This is a genomic window from Leifsonia sp. 21MFCrub1.1, assembly GCF_900107895.1.
GTDB classification, from domain to species: Bacteria; Actinomycetota; Actinomycetes; order Actinomycetales; family Microbacteriaceae; genus Leifsonia; species Leifsonia soli.
In genome coordinates this window covers 1,042,157-1,057,452 of sequence record NZ_LT629867.1, presented here as the reverse complement: position 1 = coordinate 1,057,452, position 15,296 = coordinate 1,042,157, and the positions used below count along the sequence as shown (strand labels likewise).

Here is a 15,296-nt window from a genome sequence, read left to right as displayed (position 1 = left end):
CGGAGTTTTTCGCACCGACACGCCGTGTCGAGGCGGAGAAACTCCGGAGCCGATGGCGGGAGGCTAGAGCACCTTCGAGAGGAACGCCTGCGTCCGCTGGTGCTGCGGGTTGCTGAGCACTTCGCGCGGGTCGCCGGACTCGACGACCACGCCGCCGTCCATGAAGACCAGCTCGTCGGCGACCTCGCGGGCGAAGCCCATCTCGTGCGTCACGACCACCATGGTCATGCCGCTCGCGGCCAGGCCCTTCATCACATCCAGCACCTCGCCGACGAGCTCGGGGTCGAGCGCCGACGTCGGCTCGTCGAACAGCATCAGCTTGGGGTCCATCGCGAGCGCACGCGCGATCGCGACGCGCTGCTGCTGACCGCCGGACAGCTGCGACGGGTAGTGGTCGCCCTTGTCGCTGAGCCCGACGCGGGCCAGCAGCTCGGTCGCCCGCTCCACCGCCTTCGCCTTCGAAAGCCCCTTCACGCGGATGGGCGCCTCGATGATGTTCTCCAGCGCCGTCATGTGCGGGAACAGGTTGAACCGCTGGAACACCATCCCGATCTCGCGGCGCTGCCGGGCGGCCTCCTTGGGCTTCAGCTCGTACAGCTTGTCGCCGTGCTGCCGGTAGCCGACCACCTCGCCGTCGACCGAGAGCCGGCCGGCGTCGACGCGCTCCAGGTGGTTGATGCAGCGGAGGAAGGTGGACTTGCCGGAGCCCGACGGGCCGATGATGCACAGCACCTCGCCCGGGTTGACCTTGAGGTCGATGCTCTTGAGCACCTCGTTCGAGCCGAAGCTCTTCGAGACGCCCTCGGCCAGAACCATGGGGGTCTTCGTGTCGGTCATCCCTTGCCTCCGAGGTCGTTGCCGTCCGGTGCTCCGGCCGCGGGGAGCGCGCCCGTCGCGAGGGCCGGTTCGTTGCGGTCCGGGCGGCGCGCGTTGACGCCGCGGGAGAACCGCTTCTCCAGGAAGTACTGGCCCACCATCAGCAGGGACGTGAACAGCAGGTACCAGAGCGACGCCACGATGAGCAGCGGGATGGGCGTGTAGGTGACCGCCGAGATGTCGCGTGCGACACCGTAGAGGTCGGTCGTCAGCGGGATCGCCGCCACCAGCGAGGTCGTCTTCAGCATCGAGATGACCTCGTTGCCGGTCGGCGGGATGATGACGCGCATGGCCTGCGGGATGACGATCCGGGTCATGGTCTGCCACCACGACATGCCGAGCGCCGTCGCCGCCTCCTCCTGGCCCTCGTCCACCGAGAGCAGACCGGCGCGCACGATCTCCGCCATGTACGCCGCCTCGTTCAGCGCGAGGCCGATCACCGCGATGATGAAGGCGTTCTGCATGAACCCGAGGTCGAGGGTGAAGCCGACCTGGGTCCACGGCACGCCGAGGAAGATCTGCGGATAGATCAGCGAGAACAGGCCCCAGAAGACCAGCTGCACGTACACAGGCGTGCCGCGGAAGATCCAGAGGTAGAGCCAGGCGACCGACTTCACGACCGGGTTCGGCGAGAGGCGCATGACGGCCAGAATGAGGCCGAGCACGACGCCGATGATCATGGAGTAGATCGTCAGCTGGAGGGTCACGAGCGCAGCAGCACTGATGCGCTTGTCGAAGACGTACTTGCCGACGTACTGCCAGCCGTAGGCCTCGCGCTGGGAGGCGTCCACGATGAACCAGACCAGCAGGAGGATGAGGATCGCCGCGATGACGATGCGCCAGGGGTGCCGGAGCTTGATCGCCTTGATCGGCTCGGGACGGGTCCCGCCCGGCGACGGGACGGATCCCGTCGCCGGCCGGGCGGTGTTGCTCTGTGACATGAAGGTCAGCCCTTCGAGGCCGCGTTGACCTCGGCCTTCTCGACGGCACCGTCGGCGACGCCCCACTTGTCGAGGATCTTCTTGTAGGTGCCGTCGTCGATGAGGGCCTGGACGGCCTTCTGCAGCACCGGGGTCAGCTCCGAGTCCTTCTTGACGGGGAGGCCGTACGGCGCCTCGTCGAAGGTCTTGCCGGCCGCCTCGAGCTTGCCGTTCGACTTCGAGATCGCGTACAGGGTGACGGGCGAGTCGGCGCTGAGGGCGTCGGCCTTGCCGAGGATGACCGCGTTGGTCGCGTCGTCCTGCGTGTCGTAGCGGAGCGCCTGGATGGCGGGCTTGCCCTCATCGGTGCACTTCTTCGACTTGGCGGGAACCTCGTCGGTGTCCTCGTACGTCGTCGACTGGACGGCGACCTTCAGGCCGCAGGCGTTGTCCGGGTCGATGTTCTTGCCCTTCTGGGAGGCCCAGAGGATGCCGGCCGAGTAGTAATTGACGAAGTCGACCTGCTGCTCGCGCTCGGTGGTGTCGGTGAACGACGACATGCCGTAGTCGTCCTTGCCGCCGGCGACGCTCGGGATGATGTTGTCGAACTTCGCGATCGCGAACTCCGTCTTCACACCCAGCTTGTCGCCGATGGCCTTGGCGAGGTCGACCTCCCAGCCGACGGGCTGGGCGTTGTCGTCCTTGTACTCGTTCGGCGGGTACGTGTTGTCCATGCCGACGACGAGCTTGCCGGCGTCCTTGATCTTCTGGGGCAGCTGCCCGGCGAGGGTGTCGTCCTTCTTCACGTCCGAGGCCGAGCTCGACGTTGAGCTGCCGGACGGGGTGCTGTTGTCGACACAGCCGCTGAGCGCGAGCGCTGCGACGGCGGCGACTGCGGCGATGGGAACCGCGGTACGAATGCGCATGATTGTCGTTGTCCTTCTTCCTGTGCAGGAATGTGCCTGATGCGTATTGCAAGGGTAAGGGGAGGATACCCCAGCGGCGTTGCCGCACCTCAACACTAATTCGCGCAGAGAACGGCGTTTTTCGCGGACGTTTCCGGAAGGTTTCGTGCAATCCGGCAGCGGAATTCGTGGAATCGTGCGTGGACGCGCTGCGAAACCCGCGCGGGAGGCGTCGGTCGCCGCTCCCGCGCTGCCGAGGTCACGCTCCCGTAACGACCGGCCGTTCCGGGTCGTTCGACCACGCCGAGTAGGAGCCCGCGTACAGGGCCGGCATCGGCAGCCCGGCGGTGACCATGGCGAGCGCCTCGTGGGCGGCCGTGACGCCCGATCCGCAGTACACGCCGACGGGCGTGTCGGCGCCGATGCCGAGGCCCTCGAACCGCTGCGCCAGGGCGTCGGCCGGGAGCATCCGCCCGTCCGTCCCGAGGTTGTCGGTGGTCGGCGCACTCACGGCGCCCGGGATGTGACCGGGTCGCGGGTCCACGGGCTCCACCTCGCCGCGGAACCGCTCGCCCGCGCGCGCATCCAGCAGCACCCCTCGCGCGTCGGCGGCGAGCGCGGCAGCCGCGTCGCCGTCGAGGGTCGGAAGGGCGCCGAAGCGCACGGTGATGCTGCCGGGGATCGGCGTCGCCCCAGGCCCCTTCTCCAGCGGCATGCCCGCGTCGCGCCACGCGGCGATCCCGCCGTCGAGCACCCGCACGTCGCGCACGCCCGCGTGGCGCAGCAGCCACCAGGCGCGGGCGGCCGACGTGCCGGAGGCGTCGTCGTAGACCACGACGGCGTCGCCGTCGCCGAGGCCCCAGCGTCGCGCGGCCTCCTGGAAGGCCTCGGCCGTGGGGAGCGGGTGGCGCCCGTCCGCCGGCTCCCCGTGCCCGGCGAGCTCGGTGTCCAGGTCGACGTACACGGCACCGGGGATGTGCCCGCGCTCGTACTCCTCGCGTCCGGGCGGGCCGCCCAGCTTCCAGCGCACATCGAGCACGCGCCACGCCGAACGCCGCCGGCCGGCGCCGCTCCACAGGGATTCAGCCCCGAGAGCGACGTCCAGCGCGGCGGCGGTGATCAGCGGAGAGATCTCCGAGGTCATATCAGCGTCCGGTGGAGGCCTTGGCGTTCGACTCGTAGGACGTGTTGGTCGACTCGAAGAAGTTCACCAGCTCCAGCGTGTCGTTGGCGGTCGCCATCCACTTGGCCGGGTTGGAGACCTTGTACTCGGCCTCGAAGCCCAGCTCCTCCAGGCGGCGGTCGGCCAGGTACTTCACGTACTGGTTGATGTAGTTGGCATTCAGGCCCAGGATGCCGCCCGGGAGGAGGTCGCGGTTGTACTGCTCCTCCATCTCGACGGCGTCCAGGATCATCTGACGGATCTCGGCGGCGAACTCCGGCGTCTGCAGGTCCGGGTTCTCCTCCAGCACCGTCAGGATGAGGTTGATGCCGAACTTGAGGTGCAGCGACTCGTCGCGCACCACCCAGTCGATGAGCGAGCCGAAGTTGCGCAGCAGGTTCCGCTGGCGGAACGAGAGCGCCACCATGAAGCCCGAGTAGAACCAGATCCCCTCGAGGATGACGTTGTACGCCACCAGGTTGCGGATGAAGTCCTGCTTGCCCTCGGTCGTCGTGATGTCGAGCGCCTGCTCGGTCATCCGCTTGATGAACCGGACCTCGAACTCCTCCTTCTTCGCCATCGACGGCACGTCGACGTGGGAGTTGTAGGCCTGCTCGCGGTCGATCGGGAACGTCTCGAGGACGTACTCGAACGACATGCAGTGGTTCGCCTCCTCCCACATCTGCTTGGCGAGGTAGAGGTGCGCCTCCGCCGCGTTGATGTAAGGGTAGACACCGAAGGCGAGGGCCTTGTTGACGAGCAGCTCGTTCGGGTTGAAGTAGCTCATCAGGAAGGTGACCGCGTGGCGCTCCTCGTCGGTCATCCGCTTGAAGTCGGCGATGTCCTCACCGAGCTGGATCTCGTTCGGGAACCAGGTGTTCGCGACGGCCTGGTCGTAGAGGTCCATCGCCCACTGGTACGTGACCGGCTTGAGCAGCAGGCCCTCTTCGATTCCCGTTCCCAGAATCCCCATGGTGTTCCGTCTCTTTCGTTATTCGTTCGGTCGGCGGGTTACTGGCAGGACTCGCACTGCAGGTCGTCCATCGGGTCGACCGGCACGACGTATCCATCGAAGAGGTTTGGCTCCTCGATCTTGGTGCTGTTCACTTGCTCTCACCACCCGTCGCGAGTCCGCCGAAGCCGAAGCCACGGCGAGCGGGCGCCGCGGCCGGAGCCGTCTCGGTCACCGCGGGAGCGGCCGAGGGAGCCGGAGCCCCGACGGTCGCGAAGCCCTTGCGGCCACCGCTGATCTCCTCGGCCTTGTTGACCTTGACGGTCGACTGCTCGGCCTGGTGGCGCGGCTTCATGTGGAGGTAGTACGTCGTCTTGACGCCCTTCTCCCAGGCCGCGTAGTAGATGTCCATCATGTCGCCGAGGTCGCGCGTCTCGAGGTACATGTTGCGGCTGATCGCCTGGTCGATCCACTTCTGCGCGCGGGCCGCGACCTCGATGAAGGCGTACGGCGAGAGCTGGAAGCTCGTCTTGAACGTGGCCTTCACCTCGTCCGGGATCTCCGCGATGTTCTGGATGTCGCCCTGCGACCGCAGGATCGCCTCGCGGACGTCCTGCCAGATGCCGCGCTCCTGCAGTGTCTCGACCAGGTTGCGGTTGACCTCGAGGAACTTGCCCGAGGAGGTCGAACGGCTGAAGATCTGCGAGAACTGCGGGTCGAAGCCGGGCGTGGTGCCCGCGACGAGACCGATGGACGCCGTCGGCGCGATGGCCATGAGGGTGGCGTTGCGCATACCGCCCTTGACCTTCTCGCGGAGGCGGTCCCAGTCGAGGCGGATGGTGCGGTCCACCGTGATCGGGATGCCGCGGTCGGCCTCGGTGAGGGCGATGGAGTCGTAGGGCACCAGACCCTGCGACCAGCGGGAGCCCTCGAAGTTCGGGTACGCACCGCGCTCCTGCGCCAGGTCGGCGCTCTCGTCGATGGCGGCGTAGGAGACGTGCTCCATGATCTCGTCGATCAGGGCGTAGGCCTCTTCGCTCTCGTAGCTCAGGCCGAGCTTCTCGACGATGTCGGTGAAGCCCATGACGCCGAGGCCGATGGCGCGGTTCTGCTGGTTGGAGAAGTCGGCCTCCGGAACGCTCGACACGGTGATGTCGATGAGGTTGTCGAGCTGGCGGACCGCCTGGCGGGCGCTGGCCTCGATGCGCTCCCAGTCCATCTTCCCGTCGACCAGGTGACGCGACAGGTTGATCGACGCGAGGTTGCAGACCGAGACGTTGTCGCGGTCCTGCGGCAGCGTGATCTCGGTGCACAGGTTGGAGAGGTGGATGGTGCCCGTGTTGTTGTTGAGCGCACGGTTGTTGATCGTGTCCTTCCAGGTCAGCCACGGGTGGCTGGTGGTCTGGAGGCTCATCAGGATGTCCTTGAACTGCGCGCGGGCGCTGATCTTCTTGAACATCTTCAGGTTGCCGGCCTCGGCCTCTGCGACGTAGTGCGCGTAGCGCTCCGAGAAGGCCTTGCCGTACAGCTCGTTGAGGTCGGCGACCTCCAGCGGGTCGAAGAGGTACCAGTCCTCGTCGTTCTGGACGCGCTTCATGAACTCGTCGCTGATCCACACCGCGGTGTTCGCCGTGCGGGTGCGGCGGTACGGGTCGCCGGAGTTCTGGCGGAGGTCGAGGAACTCCGGGAAGTCCATGTGCCAGTTCTCCATGTAGAAGCAGAGGGCGCCGAACTTCTTGCCGCCGCGGCTGACCGCCCGCAGCACCGAGTCGATCGTGTGCATGAACGGGATGGGGCCGGTGGAGGTGGTGTTGTTGGAGCGGATGGGCGAGCCCTGCGCACGCAGCTTGGTGACCGACAGGCCGATGCCGCCGGTGCCCTTGGTGAGCCACATGACGTCGCGGACGCTCTTCGCGATGTGCTCGATGTCGTCCTGCATCTCCATGACGAAGCAGTTGGAGAGCTGCGGGTAGGCGGTGCCTGCGTTGACGAGGGTCGAGCCGGCGGCCAGGTACTCGAGCTTCGACATCTTGTCGTAGAACGCGATCGCGTGGCTGGTGGGGTCGGCCTCGTTGAGGGAGAGGCCCATGGCGATGCGCATCCAGAAGAACTGCGGCACCTCGAGGGAGTCGCCGTTGCGGGCCTTGATGCCGTAGCGGTTGTTGAGGGTGACGACGCCGATGTACTTCAGCAGCTCGTCGCGCGCGGGGTCGAGGTAGCCGGCCAGGCGGTCGAGGTCGAAGGCGGTGGTGAAGCGGCCGTCGAGCAGCGTCTCGGCGACGCCGCGCTCGATGTAGCCGCGGAAGCGGGAGGTGTGCAGCTCGACCAGCTCGTCGTGGCTCTCGTAGTCGCCGAGCACACGCTTGTAGATGGTCTTGAGGAGGAGGCGCGCGGCGACGGTGTCGAACGCCGGGTCGTCCTTGACGTTCTGGAGGGCGACCTGGATGACCGCCTCGTCCAGCTGCTGGGTCGTGATGCCGTCGAACAGCGTGAGCTCGAGCTCGCTCGCGATCTGCGTCACCCACGTGATGTTCTCGTCGAGTCCCTTGGCCGCGTTCTCGATGGCCAGGTTGATCTTGTTGGCGTCGTACGGCTCGCGCTCGCCGTTGCGCTTCACGACTGTGATTGCCACTGTCTCTCCCTCATTCGCTAAGCCGCCTGAGCGGCGGAAATCCCCGCGGAACCGTGCCTTCCCGCATCGGGGGGAGGCTGACCGGCTCTGTGTGCTCGACCACTATATAGCGGGGGTCCGACATTTCCACTCCCCCACATCTAGTGGGCGTGTCGTCCACAGATGGGGAGAAGTTATGCACAGTTTCCACACCCCGCAAAGTGGGGATGGACCGTGTGGATGATCCCGCGGAACGGCCTCCGCGACCGATAGTGTGGATAGTCGTGAGCACCTACTCGAGCCTCCTGAAGACGCCGGGCGTCGCCCGCATCATCGCGGCTCAGCTCACCGCCCGCTTCCCGTTCGGGATGCTGTCGCTGGCCTTCCTGCTGCACATCGAGCGCGTCCACGACTCGTACGCCGCCGCCGGACTGGTGCTCGGCGCCATGAGCATCGGGCAGGCCATCGCCGGCCCGATGACCAGCAGGCTGATGGGCGTCCTCGGCATGCGCGCCGTGCTCTGGACCACCCTCGCCCTGTGCTCCGTGGCGGTCGCGGCGATCGGCATCTTCGTCATGCCCATCCCCCTCACCATGGGCGTCGCGTTCTTCGCCGGGCTGAGCATGCCGCCCATCCAGCCGGCCGTGCGCACCATCTACCCGAAGATGGTCAACTCGCGGCAGCTGACGCCGCTGTTCTCGCTCGACGCCTCGGCGCAGGAGATCATCTGGATCGCCGGACCGGTCGCCATCACCTTCGTCTCGACGCAGATCGGCACCGTCGAGGGCATCCTGATGTCGGTGGCGATCATGCTCGCCGGCGGCTGCTGGTTCATCTCGTCGCCCGAGGTGGGCCGGGTGCGCATCCCCCGCAGCAAGCGGCGGTTCGGGACGGTGCTGGCGCGGCCGCCCGTCCTGCTCGCGACGGTCGTCGGCTTCCTGCTGATCGGCTCCTGCTCGGCGGTCGAGGCCGGTGTCGTCGCCACGTTCGGCGAGGGCTCTCCGCTCGCCGGGATCGTGCTCGCCATCTGGTCGCTCGGTTCGCTGGTCGGCGGCCTCGCCTTCGGCCACGTGCCGATCGGGCCGTGGGCGACCGCGCGGCGCATGCTCATCGTGTTCGTCGGCGTGGTGCTGTCGACCTTCATGCTGTGGTCGTGGTGGGGGATGTCGCTCACGCTGCTCGTCGCCGGACTCGGCATCGCGCCCGCCCTCGCCGTGCTGTTCGCCATCGTGTCCGCGAGTGTGAAGTTCTCCGACACGGCGGAGGCGTACGGCTGGGTCGGAACCGGGCAGCTGATCGGTGCCGCGCTCGGCTCGGCGCTGGCCGGCTTCCTCATCGACGGCGTCGGTGCGGTCGGAGCCTTCTGGGTCGCCGGGGCGTTCGCCCTGGTCGGCTTCGTCGTGCCCGCCCTGGCGCACCGCATCCACCCCGACCTGCGGGGTCGCGACGCCTCCCCCATCCCCGACACCGAGCCCGTCCCCGTCCAGCCCTCCTGACCGAGTTGCGACATCCTGTCGCAACTCGGTCACCTTTCCGGCAACGACTCACGACTCGATCGGCGGGTGTGGATAAGTTCGGGCAGGAAAAGAGCGCCTCCGGCAGGGTGGCGGGATGGGTCGATACGCCGTTCCTCTGCCAGCCGAGTTCTCCTGGGCGCCGTTCCGGGTGTCCGACGCCGCGGTGCGGGGCGTCGGGCCGGGTCGGCTGCGCCGTCGCGACCTCGAGCGGCCCGTGCGCGGCGTGCGGGCGCCAGCGGGCGCAGATCTTCGGGTGCGCTGCCGGGCACTTCTGCTCCACCGGCCGGAGGGCATGGCGTTCAGCCACATCACCGCAGCGCGCCTGTACGGCATCCCCCTGCCCGAGCGGCTGCGGGGTGACGATCCCGTTCACGTCACGGTGGAGGCGCCCTCCCGTGCACCGCAGATCGCCGGCGTCGTCGGCCACTCTGCGCGGCGCCTCGCTCCAGACCACCGCACCGGACTGCCGCTGACCGGACCGGAGCATACCTGGCTGGATCTCGCGTCCGTTCTCCGTCGCGCCGAGCTCGTCGCGGTCGGCGACTACCTCCTCGCATGCGAACTCGCGTCGGCGGAATCCCTGGCGCACGAGATCGAGTCGTCCGCTGGGCGCCGCGGGATCGCCACGGCTCGCCTTGCCCTGCCGCTGATCCGCCAGGGCGCCGAGTCGCCCGCCGAGAGCGTCTTCCGGGTCCTGCTCCACGACGAGGGTCTCGCACCGCCCTGCCTGAACTACCGGATCCATGCCCGGGACGGCCAGTTCGTCGCGCGCGTGGACATGGCCTACCCCGACCAGCGGCTCGTCGTGGAGTACGAGGGCGACCATCACCGCGTCGAGCGGCGGCAGTGGCATAAGGACATCCGTCGTCAGGGCGCGCTGGAGGACCTCGGCTGGCGTGTCATCCGGGTGACCGCCTCGGATCTCGCCGACCCTACCGACGTCTTCACCCGAATCCGTCGCGCCCTGGTCAGCGAATGGTGAGTCGATGCCGGAATCCGGGACGAGTTGCGACCAGGTGTCACCACTCGGCGGGGGTGGGCTACCAGCGGGGGTGGATGGAGGCGCGGAAGTGCGTGTCGTAGATGCGGTGCACGGCCGCGTCGAAGCCGTCGGGGAGGCGCACGGCGGCGGCAGCCGCGTTCGCGCGCGCCTGCTCCGGCGAGCGCGCGCCCGGGATGACGGTGGTGACGCCGTCCTGCGCGATGATCCACGCGATGGCGGCCTGCGCCGGCGTCGCACCCTCCGGCACCAGCTCGGCGAACTCGCGCGCCGCCTGCACACCCTCCTCGAAGTCGACACCAGAGAACGTCTCGCCCACGTCGAACGCCTCGCCGTGACGGTTGTAGTTGCGGTGGTCGTCGGCCGCGAACGTCGTCTGCTCGCTGTACCGGCCGCTCAGCAGCCCCGAGGCGAGCGGCACCCGCGCGATGATGCCGACACCGGCCGCGCGCGCGGCGGGAAGCACACGGTCGAGCGGCTTGAGGCGGAAGGCGTTCAGGATGATCTGCACCGTGGCCGTGCCGGGCCGGGCGATCGCCGCGAGGGCCTCGTCCACCGTCTCGACGCTGACGCCGTAGTTCTCGATCACGCCCTCCTCGACGAGCGTGTCGAGCGCGTCGTAGACGGCGTCGGTCGAGAACACCGGAGTGGGAGGGCAGTGCAGCTGGACCAGATCCAGCCGGTCGACGCCGAGATTGCGGCGCGAGCGGTCCGTCCACTCGCGGAACTTCGGCAGGGTGAAGTTAGCCGGGTCCTGCGCCTCGCGCCGCCCCATCTTGGTGGCGACGGTGAGCGGCAGTTCGGGGTGCTCCGTCACGAACCGCCCGATGAGCTGCTCGCTGCGGCCGTCGCCGTAGACGTCGGCCGTGTCGAAGAAGGTGACACCGGATTCCGCCGCCGCCTCCAGCACGCCGAGGGCGTCGTCTTCGGAGACGTCCCCCCAGTCCGCTCCGAGCTGCCAGGTGCCGAGTCCGACGACCGACACCTCCCGTCCTGTCCCGCCGAGGATGCGCTGTTCCATGCCATCAGCCTAGGCCGCGCCGGAGGCGGTGTCGGGGGGTTGCGCACCGCCGCTTCCCGGCCACCACGCGGGCGTGATCCGCCGCACCAGGGAGAGGAACGCATCCACGTCTCGAGGCCGCGGCCGGGTGAGCCACACGTCGATCGCGCCGATGATCCCGTCGGCGAGGTAGCGCGCGATGGCCCGCCGCTCCATGTCGTCGTTCGCCGGGACGACCAGGCTGTGCTGGTCGAGCAGGAGTTCGATCGACGCCTGGAAGTGCTCGCTGAGCATGGCGTGCAGGCTCGCGGCGCCGCTGTCGGTCCCGAGGCCGCGGCGGTAGACGATGTCGTGGTCGTCGACGTGCCGCAGGACGGCGCGGGTGACCCCCACGACGGCGGCCGCTGCGTCCGACGGCTCGACGTCGACGAGGAACTCGGCGCGCAGCGCGTCCAGCTCCGACCGCAGCACGCTCTCCAGCAGCGCAGCGGGCGACGGCGCGTACTCGTACACCGTCGACCGGTGGACGCCGGCGGCGGCGGCGAGCGCGCTGACCGTGACCTCGCTCACCGGTCCGCGGCCGGCGAGGTCGAGGATGGTGGCGCTGAGCCGGGCGAGCGTCTTCTGCTGGCGTGCATCCACCGCACGATCGTACAATGGAGTTATCCGACAGTTGTCGGATAACGAAAGGAGATCTTCATGGCTCAGTACGATGTCGCCGACCGGTCCGCGATCGTGACCGGAGGCGGCTCGGGCATCGGCCGTGCCGTCGCCCTGACTCTGGCGGCGAGCGGCGCGTCGGTCCTGGTGACCGACCTCGACGAGGAGCACGCGAAGGCCGTCGCCGACGAGATCACGGCAGCGGGCGGCACCGCGCGCGCCCTCGCCGGCGACGTGACCGACCCGGACTTCGCGACGGCGAGCGTCGCCGCGGCGAACGAGCTCGCCCCGCTGCGCATCGCGGTGAACAACGCCGGGATCGGCGGCGCGTCCGCTCCGGTCGGCGAGTACCCGCTCGACGCCTGGCGGAAGGTCATCGAGGTCAACCTCAATGCCGTCTTCTACGGGATGCAGCCCCAGCTCGACGCCATCGCGGCGAACGGAGGCGGCGCCATCGTGAACATGGCGTCCATCCTGGGCAGCGTCGGATTCGCGAACTCGTCCGCGTATGTGACCGCGAAGCACGCCCTCCTCGGCCTGACGCAGAACGCCGCGCTCGAGTACGCCGGGCAGAAGGTCCGCGTCGTCGCGGTCGGCCCGGGCTTCATCCGCACGCCGCTCGTCGCCTCGAACCTCGACGCCGACACCCTGGCGTTCCTCGAGGGCAAGCACGCGCTCGGCCGCCTCGGCGAGCCCGAAGAGGTCGCGTCCCTCGTCGCGTTCCTCGCGTCCGACGCCGCCAGCTTCATCACGGGCAGCTACCACCTGGTCGACGGCGGATACACCGCCCAGTAATCCTCCACAGCCCCCGGCTTTCCACAGAACTGCCGGGGGCCTGCCGTGCCCGGTCGCGCTCGCCTAGGGTGAGGAACGTGACCGAGCACGACACCTCCCCCGCGAGCAGCCTCCTCTCCGACGACCTCCTCTCCCGCTTCCGGGAGCGGGCCGCCGGCTACGACCGCGACAACCGGTTCTTCACCGAAGACTTCGCCGAACTGGCCGACGAAGGGTACCTGCGCGCCCTCGTCCCGACCGAGCTGGGCGGGCTGGGGCTCAGCCTGCAGCAGACCGCGCGACTTCAGGCGCGACTGGCCGGAGCGGCTCCCGCGACCGCCCTCGCCGTGAACATGCACCTGGTCTGGACGGGCATCGCCAAGACCCTCCGCGACCGCGGCGACGACTCCCTCGAATTCGTGCTGCGCGAGGCCGGGAAGGGCGAGATCTTCGCCTTCGGCCTCAGCGAAGCGGGCAACGACCTGGTGCTGTTCGGCTCGACGACGGAGGCGCGGCCGGAGCCCGACGGGTCGTACCGTTTCCACGGGCGCAAGATCTTCACATCGCTCTCCCCGGCCTGGACCCGGCTCGGCACGATGGGGCTCGACACCACGAGCGACGACGCCCCGAAGATCGTCTACGGCTTCATCGAGCGCACCGGCGGCGGGTTCGAGATCCGCGAGGACTGGGACACCCTCGGCATGCGCGCCACCCAGAGCAACACGACGGTGCTGGACGGCGCCCGCGCTCCCGCCGACCGCGTCGTGCGTCGCCTCGACCCCGGCCCGAACCCCGATCCGCTCGTGTTCGCCATCTTCGCGAACTTCGAGATCCTGCTCGCCTCCGTCTACACCGGCATCGGCGCGCGGGCGCTCGATCTCGCAGTGAAGGCGGCCCACCGCCGCACCAGCCTCAAGAACGATGGGCGCAGCTACGCGAACGACCCGGACATCCGCTGGCGCGTCGCCGAGGCCGCGATCGAGCAGGATGCGCTGCTCCCCCAGCTGGATGCGCTGGCCGGCGACGTCGACGCGCTGGCCGACCACGGCCGTCTCTGGTTCCCGAAGCTGGTCGGGCTGAAGGTGCGCGCCACCGAGACGGCCCGACGCGTCGTGGATCAGGCCATCCGTGTCTCGGGCGGCTCGACGTTCTTCTCCGGCAGCGAGCTGGGGCGTCTGTACCGCGACGTCCTGGCCGGGATCTTCCACCCGTCCGACGCCGAGTCGGCGCACAACACCGTCGCGAACGCGTGGCTCGGGCCGATCGAGGAGTGACCGGGTCGCCCCGGAGGGAGACGCACATGCAGGACATCACCGCGCGGCACTTCGCCGAGCGCCTGGAGCGCGGGGCGCGCCAGGCCGAAGCGGCGGGATTCGACGGGCTGGTGATCGCGCCCGGTCCCGATCTCGCCTACTTCGCCGACTACCTTCCCGTCGCCACAACCGAACGCATCACGCTGCTGGTGATCCCGGCGCAGGGCGAGCCCACCATGCTCGTCCCCGCGCTCGAACACCGCGGCGCGGCCGAGACGCGCGCAGCCGGGGCGATCCGCCTGCGCGATTGGTCCGACGGGGAGGACGAATACGTCCCCGCGGCCGCCCTGCTCCGCCCGGACGGCCGTTACGCGATCTCCGACGCCACCTGGGCGATGCACCTGCTCGGCCTCCAAGAGAAGCTGCCCGACGCGCGCTTCGCGGCCATCTCGACCGCCCTGCCGATGCTGCGGGCGGTGAAGTCGGCCGACGAGGTCGACCGGCTCGCGGCGGCGGGCGCCGCTGCCGACGCGACCTTCGACGACATCCTGCGCGTCCCGTTCGCCGGGCGCACCGAGGAGCAGGTCGCCGCAGACCTCGACCGGTTGCTGCGCGAGCACGGTCACTCGCAGGTCGACTTCACGATCGTCGCCTCCGGACCGAACGGCGCCGACCCGCACCACGAGCCCGGGTCGCGGACCATCGCCGACGGCGACATGGTCGTGCTCGACTTCGGCGGCCTGCTCGACGGCTACGGGTCCGACACGACCAGGACGGTCCACGTGGGTGAGCCGACCGACGAGGAACGCGAGGTGTTCGACGTGGTGGCCCTCGCGCAGCAGACCGCGTTCGAGGCCGTGGCCGTCGGCGTCCCGTGCGAGGAGATCGATCGCGCCGCCCGGCGGGTCATCCGCGACGCCGGTTTCGGCGAGTTCTTCATCCACCGGGTCGGACACGGCATCGGCGTGACGACGCACGAGCCGCCGTACCTGGTGGAGGGCGAGCAGCATCCGATCGAGGCGGGGATGTGTTTCTCGATCGAGCCGGGAATCTATCTGCCCGGGCGATTCGGCGTCCGGATCGAGGACATCGTCGTCGCGGGCGAAGACGGCGCGCACCGGCTGAACAACTCCAGCAGGGAGCTGCATCTGGTGGGCTGAGCGGACGCTAGCGCACGGCCCGGTCGACCGCGACCTGGTGCGCCGCCGCCAGCGTTCGGCGCCGCCGCACGAACGGCAGCGCGATCAGACGCCAGCCGACGAGGAACGCTCCGAGCACGACAGCCGCCACCGCGATGAACGACGGCTGCACGCCCTGGCCTGCGGCGGTGCGGATGAGCATCCCGACGGCGACGGTCATCAGCCAGATCGGGATGCCGGGCCAGACGATCGCCAGCGGGCGGTACCACGCCCAGGTCACCAGCCAGCCGACGATCAGGCCGACGAGGAACGGCCAGAGGGTGTCGATGATGCCGAGGACGGAGTTCGCCTCACCGTGGCTGCGCCGCCCGACGAGCACGAAAAGGGTCACGAGGGCCACGTCGATGACGAATGCGCCGAGCGCGGTCCTCCAGGATTTCACGGGCTCCAGGCTACGCGGACACCCCCGAAGGTTGGCTGGACGGGAGCCGAGTTGATACCGGGGGTTATCCACAATCGGCAGGCTG

General features: G+C 69.0%; 14 protein-coding genes. 5 read left to right on the top strand and 9 right to left on the bottom strand.

The features are described 5' to 3' along the window. Positions 1 to 63: 63 nt before the first annotated feature. The 6 genes from BLW09_RS05025 to BLW09_RS04995 form a co-directional block, all read right to left on the bottom strand. Positions 64 to 837 (bottom strand): amino acid ABC transporter ATP-binding protein, encoded by a 774-nt coding sequence (locus BLW09_RS05025; RefSeq protein ID WP_018191676.1) that lies wholly within the window; start codon positions 835 to 837, stop codon positions 64 to 66. Beyond that, positions 834 to 1,817 (bottom strand): amino acid ABC transporter permease, encoded by a 984-nt coding sequence (locus BLW09_RS05020; RefSeq protein WP_089909251.1) that lies wholly within the window; start codon positions 1,815 to 1,817, stop codon positions 834 to 836. Before BLW09_RS05020 ends, BLW09_RS05025 begins: the two co-directional genes overlap by 4 nt. Positions 1,818 to 1,822: 5 nt before the next feature. After that, entirely contained in the window at positions 1,823 to 2,722 is a 900-nt protein-coding gene (locus BLW09_RS05015) for an ABC transporter substrate-binding protein (protein WP_089909248.1), read from the bottom strand. A gap of 238 nt (positions 2,723 to 2,960) precedes the next feature. After that, positions 2,961 to 3,845, bottom strand: a complete 885-nt coding sequence (locus BLW09_RS05010; RefSeq protein ID WP_089909245.1) for a sulfurtransferase — start codon at positions 3,843 to 3,845, stop codon at positions 2,961 to 2,963. A 1-nt stretch (position 3,846) separates the two neighbouring features. Beyond that, positions 3,847 to 4,836 carry a ribonucleotide-diphosphate reductase subunit beta gene (locus BLW09_RS05005; protein ID WP_089909242.1) on the bottom strand — a complete coding sequence of 330 codons (990 nt, stop codon included), beginning with the start codon at positions 4,834 to 4,836 and terminating at the stop codon, positions 3,847 to 3,849. Between the two features lie 130 nt (positions 4,837 to 4,966). After that, complete coding sequence (locus tag BLW09_RS04995; protein WP_172824174.1) at positions 4,967 to 7,447, bottom strand: ribonucleoside-diphosphate reductase subunit alpha; 2,481 nt, start codon at positions 7,445 to 7,447, stop codon at positions 4,967 to 4,969. A 263-nt stretch (positions 7,448 to 7,710) separates the two neighbouring features. Here BLW09_RS04995 and BLW09_RS04990 point away from each other — a divergent pair, with 263 nt between their 5' ends. Further along, complete coding sequence (locus BLW09_RS04990) at positions 7,711 to 8,922, top strand: MFS transporter (protein ID WP_089909232.1); 1,212 nt, start codon at positions 7,711 to 7,713, stop codon at positions 8,920 to 8,922. A 115-nt stretch (positions 8,923 to 9,037) separates the two neighbouring features. Beyond that, the gene (locus BLW09_RS04985) at positions 9,038 to 9,925 is read left to right on the top strand and encodes a DUF559 domain-containing protein (RefSeq protein WP_089909229.1); all 888 of its coding nucleotides are present in this window, start codon (positions 9,038 to 9,040) and stop codon (positions 9,923 to 9,925) included. A gap of 58 nt (positions 9,926 to 9,983) precedes the next feature. Here the strand turns inward: BLW09_RS04985 and BLW09_RS04980 are convergent, their stop codons facing one another. After that, entirely contained in the window at positions 9,984 to 10,964 is a 981-nt protein-coding gene (locus BLW09_RS04980) for an aldo/keto reductase (protein ID WP_089909226.1), read from the bottom strand. Positions 10,965 to 10,973: 9 nt separating this feature from the next. Beyond that, on the bottom strand, positions 10,974 to 11,585 hold the full coding sequence (locus tag BLW09_RS04975) for a TetR/AcrR family transcriptional regulator (protein ID WP_089909223.1): 612 nt from the start codon (positions 11,583 to 11,585) through the stop codon (positions 10,974 to 10,976). 57 nt (positions 11,586 to 11,642) lie between these two features. Between BLW09_RS04975 and BLW09_RS04970 the strand changes: the two genes are divergently transcribed. The 3 genes from BLW09_RS04970 (at position 11,643) to BLW09_RS04960 (ending at position 14,790) form a co-directional block, all read left to right on the top strand. Then, the gene (locus BLW09_RS04970; protein WP_089909220.1) at positions 11,643 to 12,398 is read left to right on the top strand and encodes an SDR family NAD(P)-dependent oxidoreductase; all 756 of its coding nucleotides are present in this window, start codon (positions 11,643 to 11,645) and stop codon (positions 12,396 to 12,398) included. 77 nt (positions 12,399 to 12,475) lie between these two features. Continuing rightward, positions 12,476 to 13,651: an acyl-CoA dehydrogenase family protein gene (locus tag BLW09_RS04965; protein WP_089909217.1), complete on the top strand. Its 1,176-nt coding sequence runs from the start codon at positions 12,476 to 12,478 to the stop codon at positions 13,649 to 13,651. 26 nt (positions 13,652 to 13,677) lie between these two features. Then, entirely contained in the window at positions 13,678 to 14,790 is a 1,113-nt protein-coding gene (locus BLW09_RS04960; protein ID WP_089909215.1) for an aminopeptidase P family protein, read from the top strand. 7 nt (positions 14,791 to 14,797) lie between these two features. On the opposite strand, the gene BLW09_RS04955 is transcribed toward BLW09_RS04960, so the two are convergent. Further along, positions 14,798 to 15,211 (bottom strand): DUF3054 domain-containing protein, encoded by a 414-nt coding sequence (locus BLW09_RS04955; RefSeq protein ID WP_442911287.1) that lies wholly within the window; start codon positions 15,209 to 15,211, stop codon positions 14,798 to 14,800. Between the last annotated feature and the right edge of the window lie 85 nt (positions 15,212 to 15,296).

Bases quoted from the DNA above. Each gene is read 5' to 3' on its own strand.
- BLW09_RS05025 (WP_018191676.1), bottom strand. From the start codon at position 837: ATGACCGACACGAAGACCCCCATGGTTCTGGCCGAGGGCGTCTCGAAG.
- BLW09_RS05020 (WP_089909251.1), bottom strand. From the start codon at position 1,817: ATGTCACAGAGCAACACCGCCCGGCCGGCGACGGGATCCGTCCCGTCG.
- BLW09_RS05015 (WP_089909248.1), bottom strand. From the start codon at position 2,722: ATGCGCATTCGTACCGCGGTTCCCATCGCCGCAGTCGCCGCCGTCGCA.
- BLW09_RS05010 (WP_089909245.1), bottom strand. From the start codon at position 3,845: ATGACCTCGGAGATCTCTCCGCTGATCACCGCCGCCGCGCTGGACGTC.
- BLW09_RS05005 (WP_089909242.1), bottom strand. From the start codon at position 4,836: ATGGGGATTCTGGGAACGGGAATCGAAGAGGGCCTGCTGCTCAAGCCG.
- BLW09_RS04985 (WP_089909229.1), top strand. From the start codon at position 9,038: ATGGGTCGATACGCCGTTCCTCTGCCAGCCGAGTTCTCCTGGGCGCCG.
- BLW09_RS04980 (WP_089909226.1), bottom strand. From the start codon at position 10,964: ATGGAACAGCGCATCCTCGGCGGGACAGGACGGGAGGTGTCGGTCGTC.
- BLW09_RS04970 (WP_089909220.1), top strand. From the start codon at position 11,643: ATGGCTCAGTACGATGTCGCCGACCGGTCCGCGATCGTGACCGGAGGC.
- BLW09_RS04960 (WP_089909215.1), top strand. From the start codon at position 13,678: ATGCAGGACATCACCGCGCGGCACTTCGCCGAGCGCCTGGAGCGCGGG.